Below are 20,851 nucleotides of genomic sequence, written 5' to 3'. Positions count from 1 at the left end.
AAGTGAAAACTATAGATATAATATGCGTTGGAGAAGTGCTTATCGATTTTATCGGTCACGAAATCAATGCCTCAATTAATAAAACCAAAGATTATCATCGTTTTTTAGGTGGATCACCAACAAATGTTGCGGTTAATGCGTCACGAATTGGTTTAAATCCTCTATTAGTGGCTTCTTGTGGTAATGATGGTTTAGGAGATTATATAGTAAGAAAATTGAGGTCTAACAAAATAGATGTTTCTAGTTTGAAAAGAATAGAAGCAGAACCAACATCTATTATTTTAGTTTCTAAATCAACGGAAACTCCTGATTTCATTTCCTATAGAAATGCCGATTTTAATATTACTATTGAGCAGTTGTCTGATGCTGTAATGGAAAAAGGTAAAATATTTCATACTACTTGCTTTGCTTTAAGTAAAAATCCATCCAGAGCAACTATACTAAATAGAGCCAAAAAAGCAAAAGAACTTGGTTTGAAATTAAGTATTGATATAAATTATTCAGATAAAATTTGGCCTAATAGAGAAGAAGCGATTACTGTTTTAAAAGAATATCTTTCCAATAATCCGTTAGTTAAATTGAGTGAAGATGATTGTTTCAGACTTTTTAATGAAGTAAAATCAGAAGCTTTTATTTTTGATTATTTTCATACTTTAGGAGCCTCAACAATTTGTTTAACAAAAGGTAAAGATGGAGTAGTAGTTTCCGATTTAAAATCAGGCTTATTTTATCAAAAAGCTATAGAAATAAAAGAGGTTAAAGATACTACTGGTGCAGGAGATGCGTTTTGGACAGGCTTTTTGTATTCTCAAATTAACGAAAAGTCATTGGAAGATTGCATCACTATAGCTCAAAAATTAGCTTCTATCAAATTGCAAAATGTGGGTAAACTTCCTGATAACATAAATATTGAAGAAGTTATACTTTCCTAAAAATAGCTGATAATTTAACTAAAAGAATAACCTTAAAATTTTTTTCTTTCAATCCTTATTTTAACTTTGTAGGTTCATATATAATATGTCCAATGCACAAAGATACAAAAAGAAGAGAAGCCCTATTATATCACGCTAAACCAACACCTGGAAAGATTCAGGTAGTGCCTACAAAAAAGTACGCTACACAGCGTGATTTATCCTTAGCCTATTCACCAGGAGTTGCTGAGCCATGTTTAGAAATTGCTAAAGATGTAAACAATGTTTATAAATATACTGCTAAAGGAAATTTAGTAGCTGTAATAACAAACGGTACAGCCGTTTTAGGACTTGGTGATATTGGTCCAGAAGCCTCCAAACCTGTAATGGAAGGAAAAGCATTATTGTTTAAAATATTTTCAGATATCGATGTGTTTGATATCGAAATTGGAACCAATGATGTTGAAAAATTTATTGAAACGGTAAAAAATATTGCACCCACTTTTGGAGGAATTAACCTGGAAGACATCAAAGCACCAGAATCATTTGAAATAGAAAGACGTTTGGTGGAAGAATTAAACATTCCTGTAATGCATGATGATCAACACGGAACAGCAATTATTTCTTCAGCAGCATTATTAAATGCTTTAGAATTAGCAGGAAAAGAAACTGATAAAGTTAAAATTGTAGTCTCTGGTGCTGGTTCTGCTGCATTAGCATGTGCTAATTTGTATGTGTTGTTAGGAGTTAAAGAGTCAAATATTTATATGTTTGATAAAGACGGAATGTTAACAAATTCAAGAAGCGATATTTCTGAATTACAAAAAAGATATGCAAAATCATGCGAACCGACTTCTTTAAAAGAAGCTATCAAAGGAGCAGATGTATTTCTTGGTTTATCTGTTGGAAATATTTTGACATCAGAAATGCTACTAACGATGAACGATAATCCTATCGTTTTTGCAATGGCAAATCCAATCCCAGAAATTGATTATAATGTTGCTATCAATACTCGTGAAGACATTATTATGGCAACTGGTCGCTCCGATCATCCTAATCAAGTTAATAATGTGTTAGGTTTCCCCTATATATTTAGAGGTGCTTTAGATGTTAGAGCAACAAAAATTAATGAAGCTATGAAAATGGCAGCTGTAAAAGCACTTGCTGAATTAGCAAAAACACCTGTTCCAGAGCAAGTAAATATTGCTTATGGTGAAACAAAATTAAATTTTGGAAGAGATTACATTATTCCAAAACCATTTGATCCAAGATTAATTTCAATTGTAGCTCCAGCAGTTGCAAAAGCAGCAATGGAATCTGGTGTGGCTCAAATTGAAATTACCGATTGGAACAAATACGAAGAAGAATTATTGGAACGATTAGGTTCTGATAATAAAATGATTCGTCTTCTTGTAAATAGAGCAAAATCAAATCCAAAACGTGTCATTTTTGCTGAAGCAGATCACTTAGACGTGCTTAAAGCTGCTCAAATTGTACTTGAAGAAGGAATCGGAATTCCAATTCTTTTAGGAAATAAAGAAATTATAACCGAATTAATGGAAGAAATTGGATTTGATGAAGAAGTTACCATTATTGATCCAAAAACAAAAGAAGAAGAACCAAGCAGAAAAAAATATGCCGCTTCTTTTTGGGAAACAAAAAAACGCAGAGGAATTACCTTGTTGGATGCTGAAAAATGGATGAGAGAGCGCAACTGTTTTGCAGCCATGATGGTAAATCAAGGTGATGCAGATGCATTAGTTACAGGATATTCTCGAAGTTATCCAACAGTTGTAAAACCAATTATGGAACTTATAGAAAAAGGTCCAGGTGTTACCCGAATAGCTGCGACAAATTTAATGATGACATCCCGTGGTCCAATTTTTTTATCTGATACTGCAATTAACGTGAATCCTTCCGCAGAAGATTTAGCCAAAATTGCACTTATGACGGCAAAAACCGTTAGAATGTTTGGAATGGAACCTGTAATAGCTATGGTTTCGTTCTCAAATTTCGGGTCTTCGCAAAGTGAAAATTCAAAAAAAATTAGGGAAGCTGTAGCTTATCTTCATAAATATTATCCGGATTTAATTGTTGATGGTGAAATACAAACCGATTTCGCCTTGAATTCTGAAATGCTAAAAAGTAAATTTCCTTTCTCAAAATTGGTTGATAAAAAAGTCAATACGCTAATTTATCCTAATTTAGATTCAGCAAATATTACTTATAAAATGCTTAAAGAATTGAATAAATCAGATTCTATTGGACCTATTATGATGGGATTAGATAAGCCTGCTCATATTTTTCAATTAGGAGCAAGTGTCGAAGAAATGGTTAATATGGCAGCCGTAGCGGTTGTTGATGCGCAAGAAAAAAGCAAGAAATTTAACAAAGTAAAAGCTAAATAATTTTTTTATAGTTTTACAAAATTTGAATCAATAATGATAACACATATACAAGGAAAGTTAGTAGAAAAAAACCCAACAGAAGTTGTAATTGATTGCAATGGAGTTGGATATAGTATTAATATTTCTTTACACACTTTTTCGTTATTGCCAGAATCAGAAAATTTAAGACTATTTACGCATCTTCAAATAAAAGAAGATTCACATACTTTGTATGGATTTGTTGAAAAACAAGAGCGCGAATTATTCAGATTGTTAATTTCGGTTTCTGGAATTGGAGCGAACATTGCTCGTACGATGCTTTCCTCACTTTCACCAACACATATCATTCAGGCCATTGCATCAAATGATGTTGGAACAGTACAATCTATTAAAGGAATTGGGGTCAAAACAGCCCAAAGAGTAATTTTAGATTTAAAGGATAAAGTATTAAAAGTTTACAGCTTAGATGAAGTTTCTACATCTAATTACAATACAAACAAAGAAGAAGCGTTATCTGCTTTAGAGGTTTTAGGATTTGCTAGAAAAGCATCAGAAAAAGTTATTGATAAAATAGTTAATGAGAATCCAAATGCCACCGTTGAAAATATTATCAAACAAGCATTAAAAAATTTATAATAACTTGAAAAAGAATAATTTAGTTTCAAAATATTTAGTCAGATTGACGTTGCTACTTTTTTTAAGTACCACTTTAAATTCTTACTCTCAAACACCAAAAGATTCCACATCAGTTGGTAAAATAAGTATTCCAAATCCTGTAAGTATTGTAGATGCATATAAATATGATCCTGTAACTGATCGTTATATTTTTTCATCAACATTTTCAGGTTTTGATATTTCTTATCCAATCATATTAACTACAAAACAATATGAAGAATTGGTGCTTAGAGAATCAATGAAACAATATTATAAAGATAAATTAAGTGCTTTAAATGATGATAAAGAAGGTTCTGCAGCAGCCCAAAGAAATTTATTGCCAAGATATTATGTGAATTCTAAGTTGTTTGAAAGTATTTTTGGAAGCAATTCTATTGACATAAAGCCAACAGGTTCTGTAGAAATGGATTTAGGATTAAGATACACCAAACAAGATAATCCAGCACTTTCACCAAGAAATAGAGTCAATACAACTTTCGATTTTAATCAGAGAATTAGTTTAGGTTTACAAGGTAAAGTTGGAACTCGCTTAAATGTAAACGTTAATTATGATACTCAATCTACGTTTGCTTTTCAAAATTTAATCAAATTAGAATATAAACCAACGGAAGATGATATTGTACAAAGTATCGAAGTAGGAAATGTAAGTTTACCCATCAATAGTACTTTAATTAGAGGTGCTCAAAGTTTATTTGGAGTTAAAGCTAAGTTTCAATTTGGAAAAACGTCATTAACAACTGTATTTTCGGAACAAAAATCGCAAACTAGAACCGTAAATGCCGAAGGTGGAGCAACCATTCAAGAATTTGCTTTATTTGCTCAAGAATATGATAATGACAGACACTATTTCTTGTCTCAATATTTTAGAAATAACTACAATAAAGCTCTAGCAAATTATCCTTTCATAGATAGTAGAGCACAAATTACTCGAATTGAAGTTTGGGTAACCAACAGACAAAATAGAGTAAATGCTCAAGATAATAATTTAAGAAATGTTGTTGCTATTCAAGATTTAGGTGAAGCTCAACTTACAGGAATACCAGATGCTGAAATAGTAGGAACTGATCCAGCAGGACTTTTCAATGTAGTTCCAGATTCACCAGCGGATAACGGCAACAATAAGTTTAATCCATTAGACATCAATGGTCCAACAAGTTTTTTAAATAATAGTATTAGAGATATTGCAACAGCTGGTGCTGGATTTAATAATCCAAACATGACTGAAGGTGTTGATTATGTAAAGCTTGAAAATGCTAGAAAATTAAGTGCAAATGAGTTTACTTATCATCCTCAATTAGGATATATATCATTAAATCAAAGATTGGCCAATGATGAAGTTTTAGCCGTTTCCTATCAATATACCGTTGGTGGAGATGTGTATCAAGTTGGGGAATTTGGAACAGATGGTATCGATGCAACGGTAGTGGATAACACAGGAACAATTGCAACGCCTACAACACAAAGTTTGGTTCTTAAAATGCTTAAAGGTACTTTGGTAAATGTGAATGAACCTGTTTGGGATTTAATGATGAAAAACATTTATTCAATTCCTGGAGGAAGTCAATTAGAACAAGCTGATTTTAGATTCAATATCTTATATACAGATCCATCTCCTCTAAATTATATAACCGATGCCAATACTACTTCGCCATTACCAAATGGTGTTGCAGAAACCCCTTTAATCAAAGTTTTTAATTTAGATAAATTAAATTATACTAACGATCCGCAACAAGGAGGTGATGGATTTTTTGATTTTGTTCCAGGAGTAACTATCGATCCACAATTTGGTCGAATTATCTTTACAAATGTAGAGCCTTTCGGAAAATTACTGTTTGACAAATTAACAGTAAACAATGCTACTGAGAACTATGATACGCCACCAACAGGAGGGACAAATGGTTCCTATAATGATAATCAAGCTAAATATGTTTTTAGAAACTTATACAAGCAAACCCAAGCAGCAGCACTTCAAGAAAGTGAAAAAAATAAATTTCAATTAAAAGGAAGATACAAAACCACTAATGGTGACGGAATTCCTATTGGAGCATTCAACGTTCCTCAAGGTTCTGTGGTTGTAAGTGCAGGAGGAAGAGTTTTGGTTGAAGGTGTTGATTATACCGTAAATTATCAAATAGGTAGAGTTTACATTACAGATAATTCACTTTTAGCATCCAATACACCAATTTCTGTTTCCTTAGAAAACAATTCTGTTTTTGGACAACAAACCAGAAGGTTTTGGGGGTTCAATGTAGAGCATAAATTCAATGAAAAATTTACAGTTGGTGGAACGTTCTTAAAAATGACAGAAAGACCATTTACTACAAAAACAGATTATAATCAAGAGTCAGTTAATAATAGTATTTATGGTCTTAATGCAAATTTTGCTACAGAAGTTCCTTTCTTAACCAGATTAGCTAATAAATTACCAAATATTGATACTGATGTGCCTTCTAATTTATCATTTAGAGGTGAATTTGCTTATTTGCAACCAGGTGCACCAAAAGCAAGTGAGTTTAACGGCGAAGCTACAGTGTATATTGACGATTTTGAAGGAACTCAAACGTCAATTGATTTACGTTCTGCAAATGCTTGGAGTCTTGCTAGTACTCCTGATGGGTTTGGTGCAGATCAAAACGGAATCGAATATGGCTTTAAAAGAGCTAAGCTTGCGTGGTATTCTGTGGATCCTGTTTTTTATACACAAACACCTGCAGGAGTTTCGGCTAATGATTTATCTTCAAACCGAACAAGAAGGGTTTTTATTGACGAATTGTATCCAGTTACCGATGTTCCACAAGGGCAAACTCAAGTAATTACTACTTTGGATATGTCTTATTATCCTAAAGAACGTGGTCCTTATAATTATAATTCTCAAGCCACAAATAATACATTTCCAGAAGGAACTCAACAAGATAATTTTGGTGGTATTATGAGAAGTATCAATACTACAAATTTTGAGCAATCAAATGTAGAATACCTTCAATTTTGGGTAATGGACCCTTATTATGGTGTAAATGGCGATAATGTTCCTCCATCAAATAATGGAAAATTAGTCATTAATTTAGGAGAAATTTCGGAAGATGTTCTTAAAGATGGAAGAAAAAATTACGAAAATGGATTGCCAGATACCAATGGTCAAACTGCAACAATTCCATCGATTTGGGGTAAAGTTCCCGCTTCGCAATCTTTAATTTATGCTTTTGATTCTGACAACGCCAATAGAGCCATACAAGATGTTGGTTTTGATGGATTGTCTGATAGTGAAGAAGCTATTTTACCTGGAATTAATCCTGCATTTGCATCACTTTCTGATCCTGCTGGAGATAATTATCAATTCTATTTAGGAGCTGACGGTAATGTTTTGGAACGTTACAAAAATTACAATGGAACTCAAGGAAACTCACCAATAACAATTACAGATAATGTTAGAGGTAGTACAACTTTTCCAGATGTAGAAGATATCAATAGAGATAATACCATGAATACTATTGATGCGTATTACAAATATGAAGTAACCATAGCTCCAAATCCAATTCCTGGAGAAAATTTTGTGGTTGATACAAGGATTGCGCCAACATCTGATTTACCTAATGGAGGTCAAATTAGTGCAAGATGGATCTTATATAAAATTCCTATATTAGAATTAGCTACACCTGCAAATGCTGTTGGTTCTATTCAAGATTTACGTTCAGTTCGTTTCATGAGAATGTTTATGACTGGTTTTAGTGACGAAGTAACATTGCGCTTTGGTGCCTTAGATTTAGTAAGAGGTGAATGGAGACGATTTACAAGCACATTGGATTTTGATGATCAAGTCGTAAGTGATGATGATACTGGTTTTGATGTTGTGGCTGTAAATGTTCAAGAAAACGGAAATAAATCACCAATACCTTATGTAGTTCCGCCAGGTGTTATTAGAGAACAATTAAACCAAAACAATACCATCATCAACCAAAATGAGCAATCTCTTTCTTTGAGAGTTTACAAAAGAACAGCTCAAACTGGATTTGGAGGATTAGAACCTAAAGATTCTAGAGCAGTTTTCAAGAATGTTAACGTAGATATGCGTCAGTTTAAAAGATTGAGAATGTTTTTACATGCTGAAGCTTTGCCAGACATTGAAAGTCCTGCTTTACAAGATGATGAAATAGTGGCTTTTTTAAGATTTGGTAATGACTTTACTCAAAATTTTTATCAGGTAGAAATCCCTTTGAAGGTTACTGCACAAAACGCGACTTCTCCAGATGATATTTGGTTGGCAGATAATGAAATTAATTTGCCTTTAGATTTATTAACTAAGTTGAAAATTTTATCACTTGGTGGTGATCCTTTAATTCAATACGATGCTAACGGAATTGGTTATGTCAACGAACAAGACTTAAATTCTCCAAACAGTCGATTGAGAATTGGTATAAAAGGAAATCCTAATTTTGGTTTAGTTAGAACTTTAATGATTGGTGTCAAAAACAGAAATGCGGATGTCAATGGCGATCCAATTAGAGGTGAAGTTTGGTTCAATGAACTTCGTATGTCTGAAATGGATAATAAAGGAGGTTATGCAGCTGTAGCTAATCTAGATACTAACATGGCCGATTTTGCAACTCTTTCTGCAACAGGTAGATTGTCAACTATTGGGTTTGGTTCTTTAGAGCAAGGTCCAAATGAAAGAAGTCGTGAAGATGTGAAACAATACGATATTGTAACAAATTTTAATTTAGGGCAACTTTTACCAAAAAAATGGGGAATTAATCTACCTTTTAATTATGCTGTAGGTGAAGAAACAATTACGCCTAAATACGACCCATTTTATCAAGATTTAATTTTAGATGATTTAATTGATATCACTACAGATCCAGAAGAAAGAGCCAATTATAAAGAAAGAGCAATTGATTATACAAAACGTCAAAGTATCAATTTTATTGGTGTTAAGAAAGAAAAAGCAGCCGATAAAAAGCAACATGTTTATGATGTAGAAAACTTAACCTTATCTTACTCTTACAACGAAACAAATCACCACGATTATGAAATTCAAAATCTTCGTGACCAACAAGTAAAAACTACTGTAGATTATGCATATGCTTTCAAACCTTTTAATGTAGAGCCTTTTAAAAAGACAAAATTCATGTCTAAAAGTCGTTATTTTGATCTTCTTAGAGATTTTAATTTCAATCTTTTGCCATCAAGTATTTCTTTCAGTTCCAATATTATAAGACAGTTCAACAGACAACAGTTTAGACAAGTTGAGGTTCAAGGGCTTCAGTTAGATCCTCTATCAAGAAGAAATTATTTTTTCAATTATCAATATGGAGCTAATTATAAGTTGACTAAAAGTTTGTCTTTCAATTACAATGCCTCTTCCAACAATTTAGTTCAAAATTATTTGGATGAAAATAATATTCCAATTGAATCTTTTTCTGTTTGGGATAATTTTTGGGATGCAGGTATAACAAATCAACACAATCAACAATTAGTTTTAAATTACGATTTGCCAATTAATAAAATCCCTTTACTATGTTTTGTAAAATCAGCCTATTCTTATACTTCTAATTACAATTGGAATCGTAATCCTTATGCAAACATTCAAATTGACAATAACAATGTACAATTAGGGAATACCATCCAAAATGCCAATTCACACAAGTTAAATACAGATTTAAGTATGGATTTATTCTATAAGTATTTAGGAATTGGTGTAAAGAAAAACAAAAAAGCTAAGCCAGCAGCTCCACCAAAACCAGGAGAAAAAATTACGGCAAAACCTGTAGCAAATACCAACAGTCAAAACAAGTTGGCTAAAGTTTTTATTGATTTATTAACTAGTGTCAAAAAAATACAAATTAATTATAACCAAACAAGTGGAACGGTTTTACCAGGATATTTGCCAGGAGTTGGTTTTTGGGGAACGACAAGACCTTCAGTTGGCTTTGTTTTAGGAAGTCAATCCGATATTCGATATGAAGCAGCTAAAAACGGTTGGTTGACTGGCTTTGAAGGATTTAATCAAAATTTTACCCAAGTAGTCGATAAACAATTGACATTTACTGCTCAAATGGAATTATTTAAAGATTTCAAAATTGATGTAAGTGCTGACAGAAAATTAGCCCAGAATTATTCGGAACAATTTGATGTTTCTGTAGACGGAACATACAATCCAAGATCACCTTATAATTTTGGAAATTATAATATTTCTACAATTCTTATAAAAACAGCTTTCAGTCAAAGTGATGAAAATTTTTCACAAGCTTTTCAGGAGTTTAGAGACAATAGATTAATAATTGCCAACAGACTAGCTCAAGATTATTATGGAGCTGCTGGTATTCCTGGAGTTGATGCTGATGGTTATCCAATAGGATTTGGTAAAAACAGTCAGCAAGTTTTATTGCCTTCATTCTTAGCTGCTTATTCGGGACAAAATGCCAACAAAGCTTCAACAAATGATTTTAAATCTATTCCATTACCAAACTGGGTGATTAAGTACACTGGTTTTATGAATAACAAATGGTTTAAAGATAAATTCAAAAGATTTTCCGTACAACACGGTTACAGGTCTAGTTACGGTATCAATGCATTTAGATCCAACTTAAATCCATTGCCAACCGATCAGAACGGTAATTTCTATGCAAAAAGAATTATATCTAATGTGAATTTAGCAGAACAGTTCAATCCATTAGTAAAAGTTGAATTTGAAACTAAAAATGCTTTTCGTTTTACAGCTGAAATGAAAAAGGATAGAACTTTAAACTTAAGTTTCGACAATAATTTATTAACTGAAGTAAAAGGTAACGATTATACTTTAGGTTTGGGATATAGAATCAAAAATGTTACGTTCAATTCAGCTCTTGCAGGAAATACTACAGGAGTTTTAAAAAGTGATATTAACATAAAAGCCGACTTTACCATTCGTAAAAACAACACTATTGTTCGTTATTTAGATTATGATAACAATCAATTAGCTGGAGGTCAAAATCTTATGTCAATTAAACTTACAGCTGATTACGCATTAAGTAAAAACTTTACAACTATATTCTATTACGATCATCAATTTTCGCAAGCAGTTATATCTACAGCATTTCCTTTAACAACAATTCGTTCTGGATTTACTTTAAGATATAATTTTGGAAATTAATTAAAAAAAACAACCATTATTATACAGAAAAATTTATTTTTGCTTAAAATTATAAAATATGAATTTCCCAGAAAATTTAAAATATACTAAAGACCACGAGTGGGTTAGTTTAGACGGAGAAGTAGCAACAGTTGGAATTACTGAGTTTGCTCAAAAAGAGTTAGGTGATATTGTTTATGTTGAAGTAGAAACTTTAGATCAAACTTTAGAAGTTGACGAGGTTTTTGGAACAGTTGAAGCAGTGAAAACAGTTTCTGATTTATTTTTACCAATGTCAGGTGAAATTATAGAATTTAATGATTCTCTAGAATCTGAGCCAGAAAAGGTGAATAATGATCCTTATAACGAAGGCTGGATGATTAAGATTAAAGTATCTGATGTTTCTCAATTTGACGATTTGTTAGATAGTGAAGCTTACAAAACACTCATTGGTGCATAAAAAATTTAAAATATTAGGCATTTTATGGTTGGTTTTAATTACTGTAGCATGCTTAATAGAATTAGAAATTAACAATGTAAGCACGCCAAGTTTTACAGATAAAATAGTTCATTTCAGTTTTTATTTTATTGCAAATTATTTGTTTTTAAAAGCTGAAATTTCAAAAAACTATATAATTTCTTTATTTTTAATTGTTTATGGCATTATTATTGAAGTGTTTCAAGAGAAATTCACTCAATCAAGACATTTTGATTATTACGATATTATAGCTAATTCAACAGGAGTACTAGTAGCTCTAATGTTAAATTTATATTTACACAAAAGAAAAAGCAACGTATAAAATCAAAATTTAAAAAATATTATTTATATTCGTAACGTAAAAAATTATAATTATGCAACTTAAAAAGAATCCTGAAGTAGATGCTAAAAGAAATAGCTTTTTGTATTTTCAAATTGGTTTAGCGTTAATTACAGTGTTGACGTATATTGGAATGGAAATTAAAACCCCAGATCCAGTAGTTATTGTTGAAAAACCTCTAATTGTTGATAATTTCACTGACGAAGAGCCAGTGCCTTTAACTATACAAGTCCAAGCAGCTCCACCACCACCACCACCAGCTCCAGAAGTTATTGTGGTTGTGGATGATAAAGTTGTGATCGAAGAAAAGAAAATTGAAGTAACTGAAACCAACGAAAAAGAAAATGTTGTAGTTGTAACTTCAAGTGCAATAAAAACAGGACCAGTAGGTGACCCTGATGATGAAGATTTAGTAATCCCATTTGAAATTCTTGAAGATGTGCCTTTGTTTCCAAGTTGTGAAAAAGTTGCAAAAGCAAAACAAAAAGAGTGTTTTGTTGACGAAATGAATAAACACGTTAGAAAACATTTTGACTATCCTGAAAGAGCAAAAGAAGACAACATTCAAGGTAAAGTAAGTGTTTTAATGACTATTGATAAATTTGGTGTTGCTACTTACAGAGTTAGAGGTCCAAAAGGAACTGCTTTACTAGAAAAAGAAGCGGAAAGAATCATGAGTAAATTACCAAAATTTACACCAGGAAAGCAAAGAGGTAGACCAACAGCTGTTACTTATGCCATTCCAATCATGTTTAAATTAGACAATAGATAATAAAATCATATATTACATAAAATCCCAATCTAATCGATTGGGATTTTTTTTGGCATAACATTTGTAATATTCCACTTAACTAACTTTAAATATGAATTATTATGAAGCCAAATGTTAAAATGAAGGATAAATCTCAAAATAGTTTTATCTTTTTCCAAATCGGACTTATTGCTACTTTAATGGTTGTATTTTTTGTTTTAGAAATGAATTTTGAAACAAAAAGTTTGGTAATTAATAAACCAAAAATCATTGATATTAGTGAAGTTTATCAACCTACACCTAAAGTTATTACTGAAGATGTAGTTAAACAAAAAGAAAAACCTGTAGCAAAGGTTGTAAAACCAATTGTTGTTCCAAAAGTGGTTATTAATAATGTAGTTGCTTCTGAAGAAGAAATAAAAGAAGATATTACTAAAGATGCAACATCAGAAACTATAGTAAACGAACCAGTAGTTACTGATGCAAACGAAACTAGTACTTCTGAAACAGTTATTACTAATCCAAGTGTGATCAATCATCCTTTTGCTGTGGAGTCTCTACCAATGTTTCCTAATTGTATTAATACCAATAAAGAGGCGCAAAAAGAGTGTTTTGAAAAAGAATTGACTAAACGTGTTTATAAAAATTTAGTTTATCCAAGAGTAGATATGGAAAATAAGAGAGAAGGAAAAGTCTATTTTGAAATTATTGTAGACGAAAATGGATATTTCAGTGTCTTGAACAAAATAAAATTAGAAAAGTCTAGTCCTGAAATGAGAAATGCTGTTGAAGCTTCAATAAAAAAATTACCAAAAATTATTCCAGCCAAAATTGGAGGAAAAGGTGTTAAAATACGTTACAGTATTCCAATCGTCTTTAGTATTCAAAAATAACTAATTTAAAATCCCTTTATTCAAAGGGATTTTTTTATTTTTATACCCAATTAAAGATTAGTTTAATGAAAATTCATCAGTATTTAGATTCTACTTATTTAAAAACTTCATCCGATGCCAACTTGAGTGAAAATGAAAATTTAGATAAAAATAAATTCTATATACAAGAAGCTATAGAGAATGAGTTTAAGCTAATTATGATTCGCCCTACTATGGTTTCATTAGCGCATGAAATGATTCAAAAATCAAATTCTAAAGTTCTAATAGGAACTGTTATAGATTTTCCTTTAGGTGGTAAATCTACTGAAGATAAAATCATTGAAGCTCAAACTGCTATTAAAAATAATGTGGACGAATTAGACTTTGTTTTAGACTATGAACTTTTTAAAAAAGGCGCTACTGATTATCTTAAAAATCAGATTTATGAATGTACTAAATTGGGTTTAGACCATAATAAAACCGTTAAATGGATTATAGAAGTAGCTGCTTTAAATGATTCTCAAATTATTCAAATTTGTACTTTGGTTAAAAATTGCATTATTTCTCATTTTAAAGAAACCGATTACGATAAAGTATTTGTAAAATCTTCTACTGGATTTTATAAAACTCAAAATAACGAACCTAATGGCGCAACAATGCATACCATAAAAATTATGTTAGAAAATGCATTTCCGTTGCCTGTAAAAGCAGCAGGTGGTGTAAGAAATTATGATGAAGCTCTTGCAATGATTAAACTAGGTGTGAAAAGAATTGGAACATCCTCTGCAAAAGCAATTGTAGAAGGCAATCAAGCCGTAAGCACTTATTAAACTACTATTATTTTATTTTTAAATAAATTACGTCAAATGAAAAAAGTTTCGGTTTTATTTTTATTGATTTTCATACAACTTTCATGGGCTCAAAGCCAAGATAAAGAACAGTTTCCAAAGTTTAAAAATTGTAATGAATTTCAATCAGAAGAACTTAAAAAGTGTTTTTATGCTACTTTAAAAGAACATTTTAATGCCAATTTTCAAGTAGCTGAACCAGATGTGAACTATAAAGGAACAATTTTTACGCTATTTGAGGTAGACACTTTAGGTAAATTTAATGTGCTTTATATTGAATCCAATTCGGAAAATTTAAAAAAAGAAACTAAAAGAGTTTTTTCGTTGTTATAAAACGTTGAGCCTTCTACTTATTTAGGAAATAAAACATTTGCTAAATATTCAATTTCAATACCAATTCCTTTAGATACCATAAGTGTTGTGACTAATAAACAAGAATTGAAAATGATTGCTTCGGAACAAAATACAAAAGATGTTTCGGAACAAAATAAAGAGGAAGAACTTAAAGAGTATGATGATTTAGTTGTTACGGAATATAAAAATGCTCTATTTAAAGGCAAGAATAATATTCCATTTTCACATCTAAACTATGCTTATTTTGATCAGCAAATGAATCAATTAGGAACCAATAATCATACAGCTTCCAAACCTTATTCTTATGCTGAAGTTGCAAAGTATTATGATTTTGAGAAAGAAAGTAATGCTTTATTATTGCAAAAAACCTCTTGGTTGGGAAGAAAATTATGGAATGAAAATTTAGTCGCCATACAAGGTGATTCTTATTGGTTTACAATCAATCCAATTTTAAATGTAAATTTAGGAAAAGATACTAATAGTGAAGAAAAATATACTTACGTAAATACTAGAGGTGTTAACGTTCAAGGTCAGATTGGACAACAAATTAATTTTAACACTTCAATTTACGAGTCACAAGGATTGTTTGCTGATTATTACAATCAATATGCTAGAAGTATAAAACCTTCAGGTGGAAATCCAGCCATTATTCCTGGCATAGGAATTGCCAAAGAATTTAAAGAAAATGCTTTTGATTTTCCTTTAGCTGAAGCAAATATAAAATACACACCAAGCGAACATTTTGATTTGCAATTAGGATATAGTCGCAATTTTATTGGTGATGGATATCGTTCTGTTTTGCAAGGTGATGGTGCTAGTCCTTATCCTTTTTTTAAAATCAATACTACATTTTGGAAAATTAAATACACCAATACTTACATGTGGCTAAAAGATGTTCGTCCAGATGCTACGGTTGATAATACTTACGCTACAAAGTTTATGGCCAATCATTATTTGAGTTGGAATGTGAGCAAAAAATTGAATTTAGGTTTTTTTGAAAGTGTGGTTTGGGGAAATACCAATGATAGAGGTTTTGATGCTAATTTTATCAATCCAATTATTTTTTATCGAGCGGTTGAGTTCTCGTCATCGTCAAAAACAGGAAATGCTTTGCTAGGTTTAACCTCAAAATATAAGTGGAATAATTCCATTCACTTTTATGCTCAATTCTTAATTGATGAGTTCGCAATTGGTGATGTTAGAGCAGGAAATAATAGCTGGAGAAATAAATTCGCTTATCAAATAGGGGCAAAGTATTTTAATGCTTTCAAAATTGATAACTTGACTTTACAAGCAGAATATAATCACGTTCGTCCATATGTTTATGCTCATAGTAATGTTTTGACAAATTATGGACATAATAATTTGAGTATGGGTCACAATTGGGGTGCCAATTTTAGAGAACTAATTGGAATTGCTACTTATAGAAAAAACAGATATTATTTACAAGCAAAATTAATAATTGCTCAAAGAGGTTTTGATTTTAATAATGGACTTGACACAAGTAATTATGGAGGAAATATTTACTTGGATTATGACGATGATAGGCCTTTTGATGAAGGAGTTGGCGTCGCACAAGGAAATAAAACTACTATTTTACTAGGAGATTTTCAAGCGGGTTATATCTTAAATCCTTCTTCTAACATGAAATTATTTGCGAATCTTTTATACAGAGATTTTAATCCAAAAACAGAAGATGTGGTTAACAAAAAAAACACCACAACTTGGTTTACCATCGGAGTTAAAACCGATTTGTTTAATTGGTATTTTGATTATTAAAAAAAACATTAGTTAATTATTTTCTAGAGTCTGTTTTTATTAATCTTATTACTATCTTTGCACTCAAATTTTAAAACTATAAAATTTAATTTTGAGTACTACAAATCAAATAGTTGAAAAGCCTACAACATTTAAAGTTTTTGCCGAAATTACTAAAGCAAGACTAACTGTAAGTGTAATGTTTTCTACATTAGCAGGTTATGCTTTAGGTGTAGATGTTTGGAATGTAGATACTTTTAAAACTTTAGGTTTGTTGTCTATTGGCGGTTACTGTATGGTAGGAGCATCTAATGTTTTTAATCAAATAGTTGAGAAAGATATCGACAAATTAATGGATAGAACTAAAAATCGTCCGTTACCAACAGGAATAATTTCAAAACAAAATGCTTTTATATTGGCATTAGTTTTAACTATTTTAGGTTTAGCAATTTTATTTTCAGTCAATCCAAAAACGGCTTTGTTTGGTGCTGTATCTATATTTATGTATGTAAGTTTATATACTCCATTAAAAACCATTACTCCTTTATCTGTTTTTGTTGGTGCATTTCCAGGAGCAATTCCGTACATGTTAGGTTGGGTTGCAGCTACAGGGACTTTTGGTATAGAAGCAGGAACCTTATTCATTATTCAGTTTTTTTGGCAATTTCCACATTTTTGGGCTATTGGTTGGTTTTTGTTTGATGATTATAAAAAAGCAGGAATATTTATGCTTCCAACAGGAAAAAGAGATAAAAAAACAGCACTCCAAATTATTTTATATACCATTTGGACAATAATAGCTTCTTTAATTCCAGTTTTAGGATTTACAGGTAAATTTCAAATATCAATTTATACAGCAGTTGTTGTTTTTATTTTAGGAATTTGGATGTTATTTTATGCATTTAAATTGTATACAGAAATGAATGCTGTTGCAGCAAGAAAATTGATGTTAGTAAGTGTTTCATACATAACATTAATACAAATAATATACGTAATCGATAAGTTTATATAATATGATGACTTTAGAAGAACAAGAAGCAAGAAAAGGTAGAACATATAAAATGTTATTACTTTTTGGAATGATTAGTATTTTTATGATTTTCGCTGGTTTGTCTAGTGCTTATGTAGTTAGTAAATCTAGGCCAGATTGGTTGAAAGATTTTCAATTACCTAGTGCATTTATCATCAGTACAATTGTAATTTTAGCAAGTAGTTTTACCATTCATTCTGCACTAAAAGCAATGCGAAATAACAATAGAAATTTAACCTCAATATTGTTGGTTACAACACTAGTTTTAGGTTTAGCTTTTATTGTTTTGCAATTTAAAGGCTTTGGGCAAGTTGTGGATATGGGGCTTTTTTTTACAGGAAGTGAAAGTAGCATTACAACTTCGTTTTTGTACATCGCTGTAATTGTTCACGTAATTCATTTAATTGGTGGTATTATTTCGCTTTTAGTAGTAATTTATAATCATTTTAAACAAAAATACAATTCGTCGCAAACCCTTGGTATTGAGCTATGTGGGATGTATTGGCATTTTATGGATTTTATTTGGGTTTATCTATTTTTATTTTTCTATTTTTACAAGTAGAAAAAAAATAATAAATTTGACGACTTTTTAATATATTAAATTTTATGGAAGCAACAGTTACTTCACATGAACATGCACTAGATGGTGGACCAGGACCAATGGGAGCAACCTATGGTAAATTGATGATGTGGTTTTTCATCCTTTCAGATGCATTGACTTTTTCTGGATTTTTAGCAGCTTATGGTTTTTCTAGATTTAAATTTATGGAAACATGGCCAATCGCTGACGAAGTTTTTACTCACTTTCCTTTTATGCATGGAGTAGAAGCTCCTATGTATTATGTAGCATTAATGACTTTTATTCTTATTTTCTCATCTGTAACAATGGTTTTAGCAGTTGATGCTGGTCATCAAATGAAAAAACAAAAAGTAGCTTTTTACATGTTGTTAACTATTGTTGGAGGTTTTATTTTCTTAGGCTCACAAGCTTGGGAATGGAAAAATTTCATTAAAGGTGAATTTGGAGCAGTTGAAACAAAAGGAGGTTCTATTCTTCAGTTTGTGAAACAAGGTAAAGAAAAAGATACTTACGAAAGAGTTGCTTTAGCTGAATTTGCAGCTCATATTCCTGTAGAAAGAGAACAATTAACTAGAAGTAAGGGCGTTTGGTTTATGGAAGAACCAACAATACCAACTTACACGGTAGAACAAATTGTTGAAGGTTTAAAAAACCACCCTGAAATTTTAGTAAGAACTGAAAAAATAGTAGACAAGAAAAAAGTTGTTTTGTCAAGAGCAGATTCTGAAAAAATGATTGGTCAAGCAAAATACGTTGTTGAAGGAGCTAACTTAATAAGAAACGAATACGGTCAAAAAATGTTTGCCAATTTCTTTTTCTTTATCACTGGTTTTCACGGTTTCCACGTATTTACAGGTGTTCTTATTAATGTCATAATTTTCTTTAATGTTCTTTTAGGAACTTACGAAAAAAGAAAAAGTTATGAAATGGTTGAAAAAGTTGGATTATACTGGCACTTTGTAGATTTAGTTTGGGTATTTGTTTTCACATTCTTCTACTTAGTTTAATAAATTATATAAAATGGCACACGCACACGAATCAAACACAAAAAGAATTTGGACAGTTTTCGGAATTCTTTCGCTTATAACAATTGTTGAAGTTGGTTTTGGTATTGTAAAACCAGATTCACTTTTTAGAAACGACTTCTTAGGAATGAGTTTGTTAAATTGGTTATTTATTATTCTTACTGTAGTTAAAGCATACTATATCACTTGGGCTTTCATGCACATGGAAGGTGAAAAGAAAAGTTTACAATGGTCAGTTGTTGCTCCATTCGTATTCCTAGTTCTTTACTTAAGTTTCATTCTTTTAGTAGAAGGAAATTATGTTTATGATGTATTTAAAGACGGTACAATAAAATGGAATTTTTAACATTTTAATATAAAAATTTAATCCCGATAAACATCGGGATTTTTTTATCTTTGTACTTTACTTAACAACCTCTAATTATGGGAAAAAAGATAGTTCTTGTTATTCTTTTTATACTGCCTTTGCTGGTGTACATGTTTTTTGCTACAGGTGTCAATCAATTTGTTAATTTACCAACTTTGACTAAGAATATTTCTGAATTACCTGATTGGAAATCGTTAGACAATTCTAAAGTTCAACTCAAAGAAAAAATAACTATTCTTGGTTTTTTAGGTGATAATATTGCAACCGAAAAAGGAAATTTATTCAATCTAAATCAGAAAATTTACAATAAGAATAAAGAATTTAAAGATTTTCAAATTGTAATGATTGTTCCTACTGGAAATGAAACAACTATTCAATCAATAATTAATGAGTTAGGTACAATTTCAGATTTATCAGGTTGGAAATTTGTTTTTACTTCTCACGATTCTATAAGCGATTTTCATAAAAAATTAAAAATTAAGGAAGTCTTAAATCCAAAAACAGGAAGTACTAACGTTTATATCATTGATAAAGATATCAATCTTAGAGGAAGAAAAGGAAAAGATTTAAAAGGAAATAAAGAATACAAAGAAGGTTATAATACCATTTCAGCTGCTGATTTACACAACAACATGAGTGATGATGTAAAAGTCATTTTAGCGGAGTATAGATTGGCATTAAAGCGCAATAATAAAAGAAAAATTTAATATACACATGAAAAACAAATCATACATAGGAATTTCTTTTATAGTTTTAATTTTTGGCATTTGGGTTGCCAATGAGTTAAGAGTAAGATTTGGGAAATCGGATTTGGTTGAAATGGGAAATGTTCCAAGTTTTTCTCTTACGGATCAAAACAGCAAAGTAATTACTGATAAAGATTATTTAGGAAAGGTTTATGTGGTTGAATTCTTCTTTTCAACTTGCCCTACAATTTGTCCCATCATGAATCAAAACATGTTAACAATACAAGATGAGTTTTATGGAAATCCAGATTTTGGTATCGCTTCAATAACCATCGACCCAGAACATGATACGCCAGAAACTTTAAAAGCACATGCCAAAAATTTAGGCGTAAAGCATTACAATTGGCATTTTTTAACAGGTAAAAAAGAGTATATTTACGACTTAGCAAAAAAAGGGTTTAATATTTATGCGGATCAAAACGATGCTGTTGAGGGTGGTTTTGAGCATTCGGGGTTGTTTGCCCTAATAGATAAAGAAGGAAAAATACGATGTAGAAAAGATTCTTTTGATAATCCAATTTTATACTATGATGGTTTAGAAGAAGCAGGTATAAAAGCAATTAAAGAAGATATTAAAAAATTATTAGAAGAATAAATTAAATAAGAAAAACAAAAAGTTTTAAT

17 protein-coding genes are annotated in these 20,851 nt (G+C 30.9%); all 17 read left to right on the top strand.

Annotation, left to right across the window (positions count from 1 at the left end):
* The first annotated feature begins 2 nt into the window (after window positions 1-2).
* The 17 genes from ACTF56_RS10610 (at window position 3) to ACTF56_RS10530 (ending at window position 20,822) form a co-directional block, all read left to right on the top strand.
* A complete protein-coding gene (locus ACTF56_RS10610) occupies window positions 3-932 on the top strand; it encodes a carbohydrate kinase family protein (protein WP_438966884.1) in 930 nt (309 codons plus the stop codon).
* 92 nt (window positions 933-1,024) lie between these two features.
* Window positions 1,025-3,319, top strand: a complete 2,295-nt coding sequence (locus ACTF56_RS10605; protein ID WP_438966883.1) for an NADP-dependent malic enzyme — start codon at window positions 1,025-1,027, stop codon at window positions 3,317-3,319.
* 33 nt (window positions 3,320-3,352) lie between these two features.
* Window positions 3,353-3,934: a Holliday junction branch migration protein RuvA gene (gene ruvA / locus ACTF56_RS10600; RefSeq protein WP_438966882.1), complete on the top strand. Its 582-nt coding sequence runs from the start codon at window positions 3,353-3,355 to the stop codon at window positions 3,932-3,934.
* 4 nt (window positions 3,935-3,938) lie between these two features.
* Window positions 3,939-11,099 (top strand): cell surface protein SprA, encoded by a 7,161-nt coding sequence (gene sprA, locus ACTF56_RS10595; protein ID WP_438966881.1) that lies wholly within the window; start codon window positions 3,939-3,941, stop codon window positions 11,097-11,099.
* 58 nt (window positions 11,100-11,157) lie between these two features.
* Window positions 11,158-11,538: a glycine cleavage system protein GcvH gene (gene gcvH / locus ACTF56_RS10590; protein WP_438966880.1), complete on the top strand. Its 381-nt coding sequence runs from the start codon at window positions 11,158-11,160 to the stop codon at window positions 11,536-11,538.
* Window positions 11,531-11,878 (top strand): VanZ family protein, encoded by a 348-nt coding sequence (locus ACTF56_RS10585; protein WP_438966879.1) that lies wholly within the window; start codon window positions 11,531-11,533, stop codon window positions 11,876-11,878. Before gcvH ends, ACTF56_RS10585 begins: the two co-directional genes overlap by 8 nt.
* A 52-nt stretch (window positions 11,879-11,930) precedes the next feature.
* Window positions 11,931-12,668 (top strand): energy transducer TonB, encoded by a 738-nt coding sequence (locus ACTF56_RS10580; RefSeq protein ID WP_438966878.1) that lies wholly within the window; start codon window positions 11,931-11,933, stop codon window positions 12,666-12,668.
* 101 nt (window positions 12,669-12,769) lie between these two features.
* Window positions 12,770-13,540, top strand: a complete 771-nt coding sequence (locus ACTF56_RS10575) for an energy transducer TonB (RefSeq protein ID WP_438966877.1) — start codon at window positions 12,770-12,772, stop codon at window positions 13,538-13,540.
* 65 nt (window positions 13,541-13,605) lie between these two features.
* Entirely contained in the window at window positions 13,606-14,349 is a 744-nt protein-coding gene (gene deoC, locus ACTF56_RS10570; RefSeq protein WP_438966876.1) for a deoxyribose-phosphate aldolase, read from the top strand.
* A 36-nt stretch (window positions 14,350-14,385) separates the two neighbouring features.
* On the top strand, window positions 14,386-14,700 hold the full coding sequence (locus tag ACTF56_RS10565; protein ID WP_438966875.1) for a hypothetical protein: 315 nt from the start codon (window positions 14,386-14,388) through the stop codon (window positions 14,698-14,700).
* Between the two features lie 111 nt (window positions 14,701-14,811).
* A complete protein-coding gene (locus ACTF56_RS10560; protein ID WP_438966874.1) occupies window positions 14,812-16,500 on the top strand; it encodes a gliding motility protein RemB in 1,689 nt (562 codons plus the stop codon).
* 91 nt (window positions 16,501-16,591) lie between these two features.
* Complete coding sequence (cyoE, locus tag ACTF56_RS10555) at window positions 16,592-17,491, top strand: heme o synthase (protein ID WP_438966873.1); 900 nt, start codon at window positions 16,592-16,594, stop codon at window positions 17,489-17,491.
* Window position 17,492: 1 nt separating this feature from the next.
* The gene (locus ACTF56_RS10550; protein WP_438966872.1) at window positions 17,493-18,071 is read left to right on the top strand and encodes a cytochrome c oxidase subunit 3; all 579 of its coding nucleotides are present in this window, start codon (window positions 17,493-17,495) and stop codon (window positions 18,069-18,071) included.
* A 44-nt stretch (window positions 18,072-18,115) separates the two neighbouring features.
* Window positions 18,116-19,096: a cytochrome c oxidase subunit 3 gene (locus tag ACTF56_RS10545; protein ID WP_438966871.1), complete on the top strand. Its 981-nt coding sequence runs from the start codon at window positions 18,116-18,118 to the stop codon at window positions 19,094-19,096.
* Window positions 19,097-19,109: 13 nt separating this feature from the next.
* Window positions 19,110-19,460 carry a cytochrome C oxidase subunit IV family protein gene (locus ACTF56_RS10540; protein ID WP_438966870.1) on the top strand — a complete coding sequence of 117 codons (351 nt, stop codon included), beginning with the start codon at window positions 19,110-19,112 and terminating at the stop codon, window positions 19,458-19,460.
* A 77-nt stretch (window positions 19,461-19,537) separates the two neighbouring features.
* Window positions 19,538-20,188 (top strand): hypothetical protein, encoded by a 651-nt coding sequence (locus ACTF56_RS10535; RefSeq protein ID WP_438966869.1) that lies wholly within the window; start codon window positions 19,538-19,540, stop codon window positions 20,186-20,188.
* Between the two features lie 7 nt (window positions 20,189-20,195).
* Window positions 20,196-20,822, top strand: coding sequence for an SCO family protein (locus ACTF56_RS10530; protein WP_438966868.1), 627 nt, complete (start codon window positions 20,196-20,198; stop codon window positions 20,820-20,822).
* Window positions 20,823-20,851 lie beyond the last annotated feature (29 nt).

This window comes from Flavobacterium sp., assembly GCF_965657075.1.
In the GTDB taxonomy this organism is placed as follows: domain Bacteria; phylum Bacteroidota; class Bacteroidia; order Flavobacteriales; family Flavobacteriaceae; genus Flavobacterium.
The sequence above is the reverse complement of the archived record's forward strand: the minus strand, read 5'-3'. Positions and strand labels throughout refer to the sequence as shown.

Excerpts from the sequence above, each read along its gene's own strand:
- ACTF56_RS10545 (WP_438966871.1), top strand. The coding sequence starts at position 18,116 with ATGGAAGCAACAGTTACTTCACATGAACATGCACTAGATGGTGGACCA.
- ACTF56_RS10540 (WP_438966870.1), top strand. The coding sequence starts at position 19,110 with ATGGCACACGCACACGAATCAAACACAAAAAGAATTTGGACAGTTTTC.
- ACTF56_RS10550 (WP_438966872.1), top strand. The coding sequence starts at position 17,493 with ATGATGACTTTAGAAGAACAAGAAGCAAGAAAAGGTAGAACATATAAA.
- gcvH (WP_438966880.1), top strand. The coding sequence starts at position 11,158 with ATGAATTTCCCAGAAAATTTAAAATATACTAAAGACCACGAGTGGGTT.
- deoC (WP_438966876.1), top strand. The coding sequence starts at position 13,606 with ATGAAAATTCATCAGTATTTAGATTCTACTTATTTAAAAACTTCATCC.
- ACTF56_RS10560 (WP_438966874.1), top strand. The coding sequence starts at position 14,812 with ATGATTGCTTCGGAACAAAATACAAAAGATGTTTCGGAACAAAATAAA.
- ACTF56_RS10580 (WP_438966878.1), top strand. The coding sequence starts at position 11,931 with ATGCAACTTAAAAAGAATCCTGAAGTAGATGCTAAAAGAAATAGCTTT.
- ACTF56_RS10575 (WP_438966877.1), top strand. The coding sequence starts at position 12,770 with ATGAAGCCAAATGTTAAAATGAAGGATAAATCTCAAAATAGTTTTATC.
- ACTF56_RS10565 (WP_438966875.1), top strand. The coding sequence starts at position 14,386 with ATGAAAAAAGTTTCGGTTTTATTTTTATTGATTTTCATACAACTTTCA.
- ACTF56_RS10530 (WP_438966868.1), top strand. The coding sequence starts at position 20,196 with ATGAAAAACAAATCATACATAGGAATTTCTTTTATAGTTTTAATTTTT.
- ACTF56_RS10535 (WP_438966869.1), top strand. The coding sequence starts at position 19,538 with ATGGGAAAAAAGATAGTTCTTGTTATTCTTTTTATACTGCCTTTGCTG.
- ACTF56_RS10605 (WP_438966883.1), top strand. The coding sequence starts at position 1,025 with ATGCACAAAGATACAAAAAGAAGAGAAGCCCTATTATATCACGCTAAA.
- ruvA (WP_438966882.1), top strand. The coding sequence starts at position 3,353 with ATGATAACACATATACAAGGAAAGTTAGTAGAAAAAAACCCAACAGAA.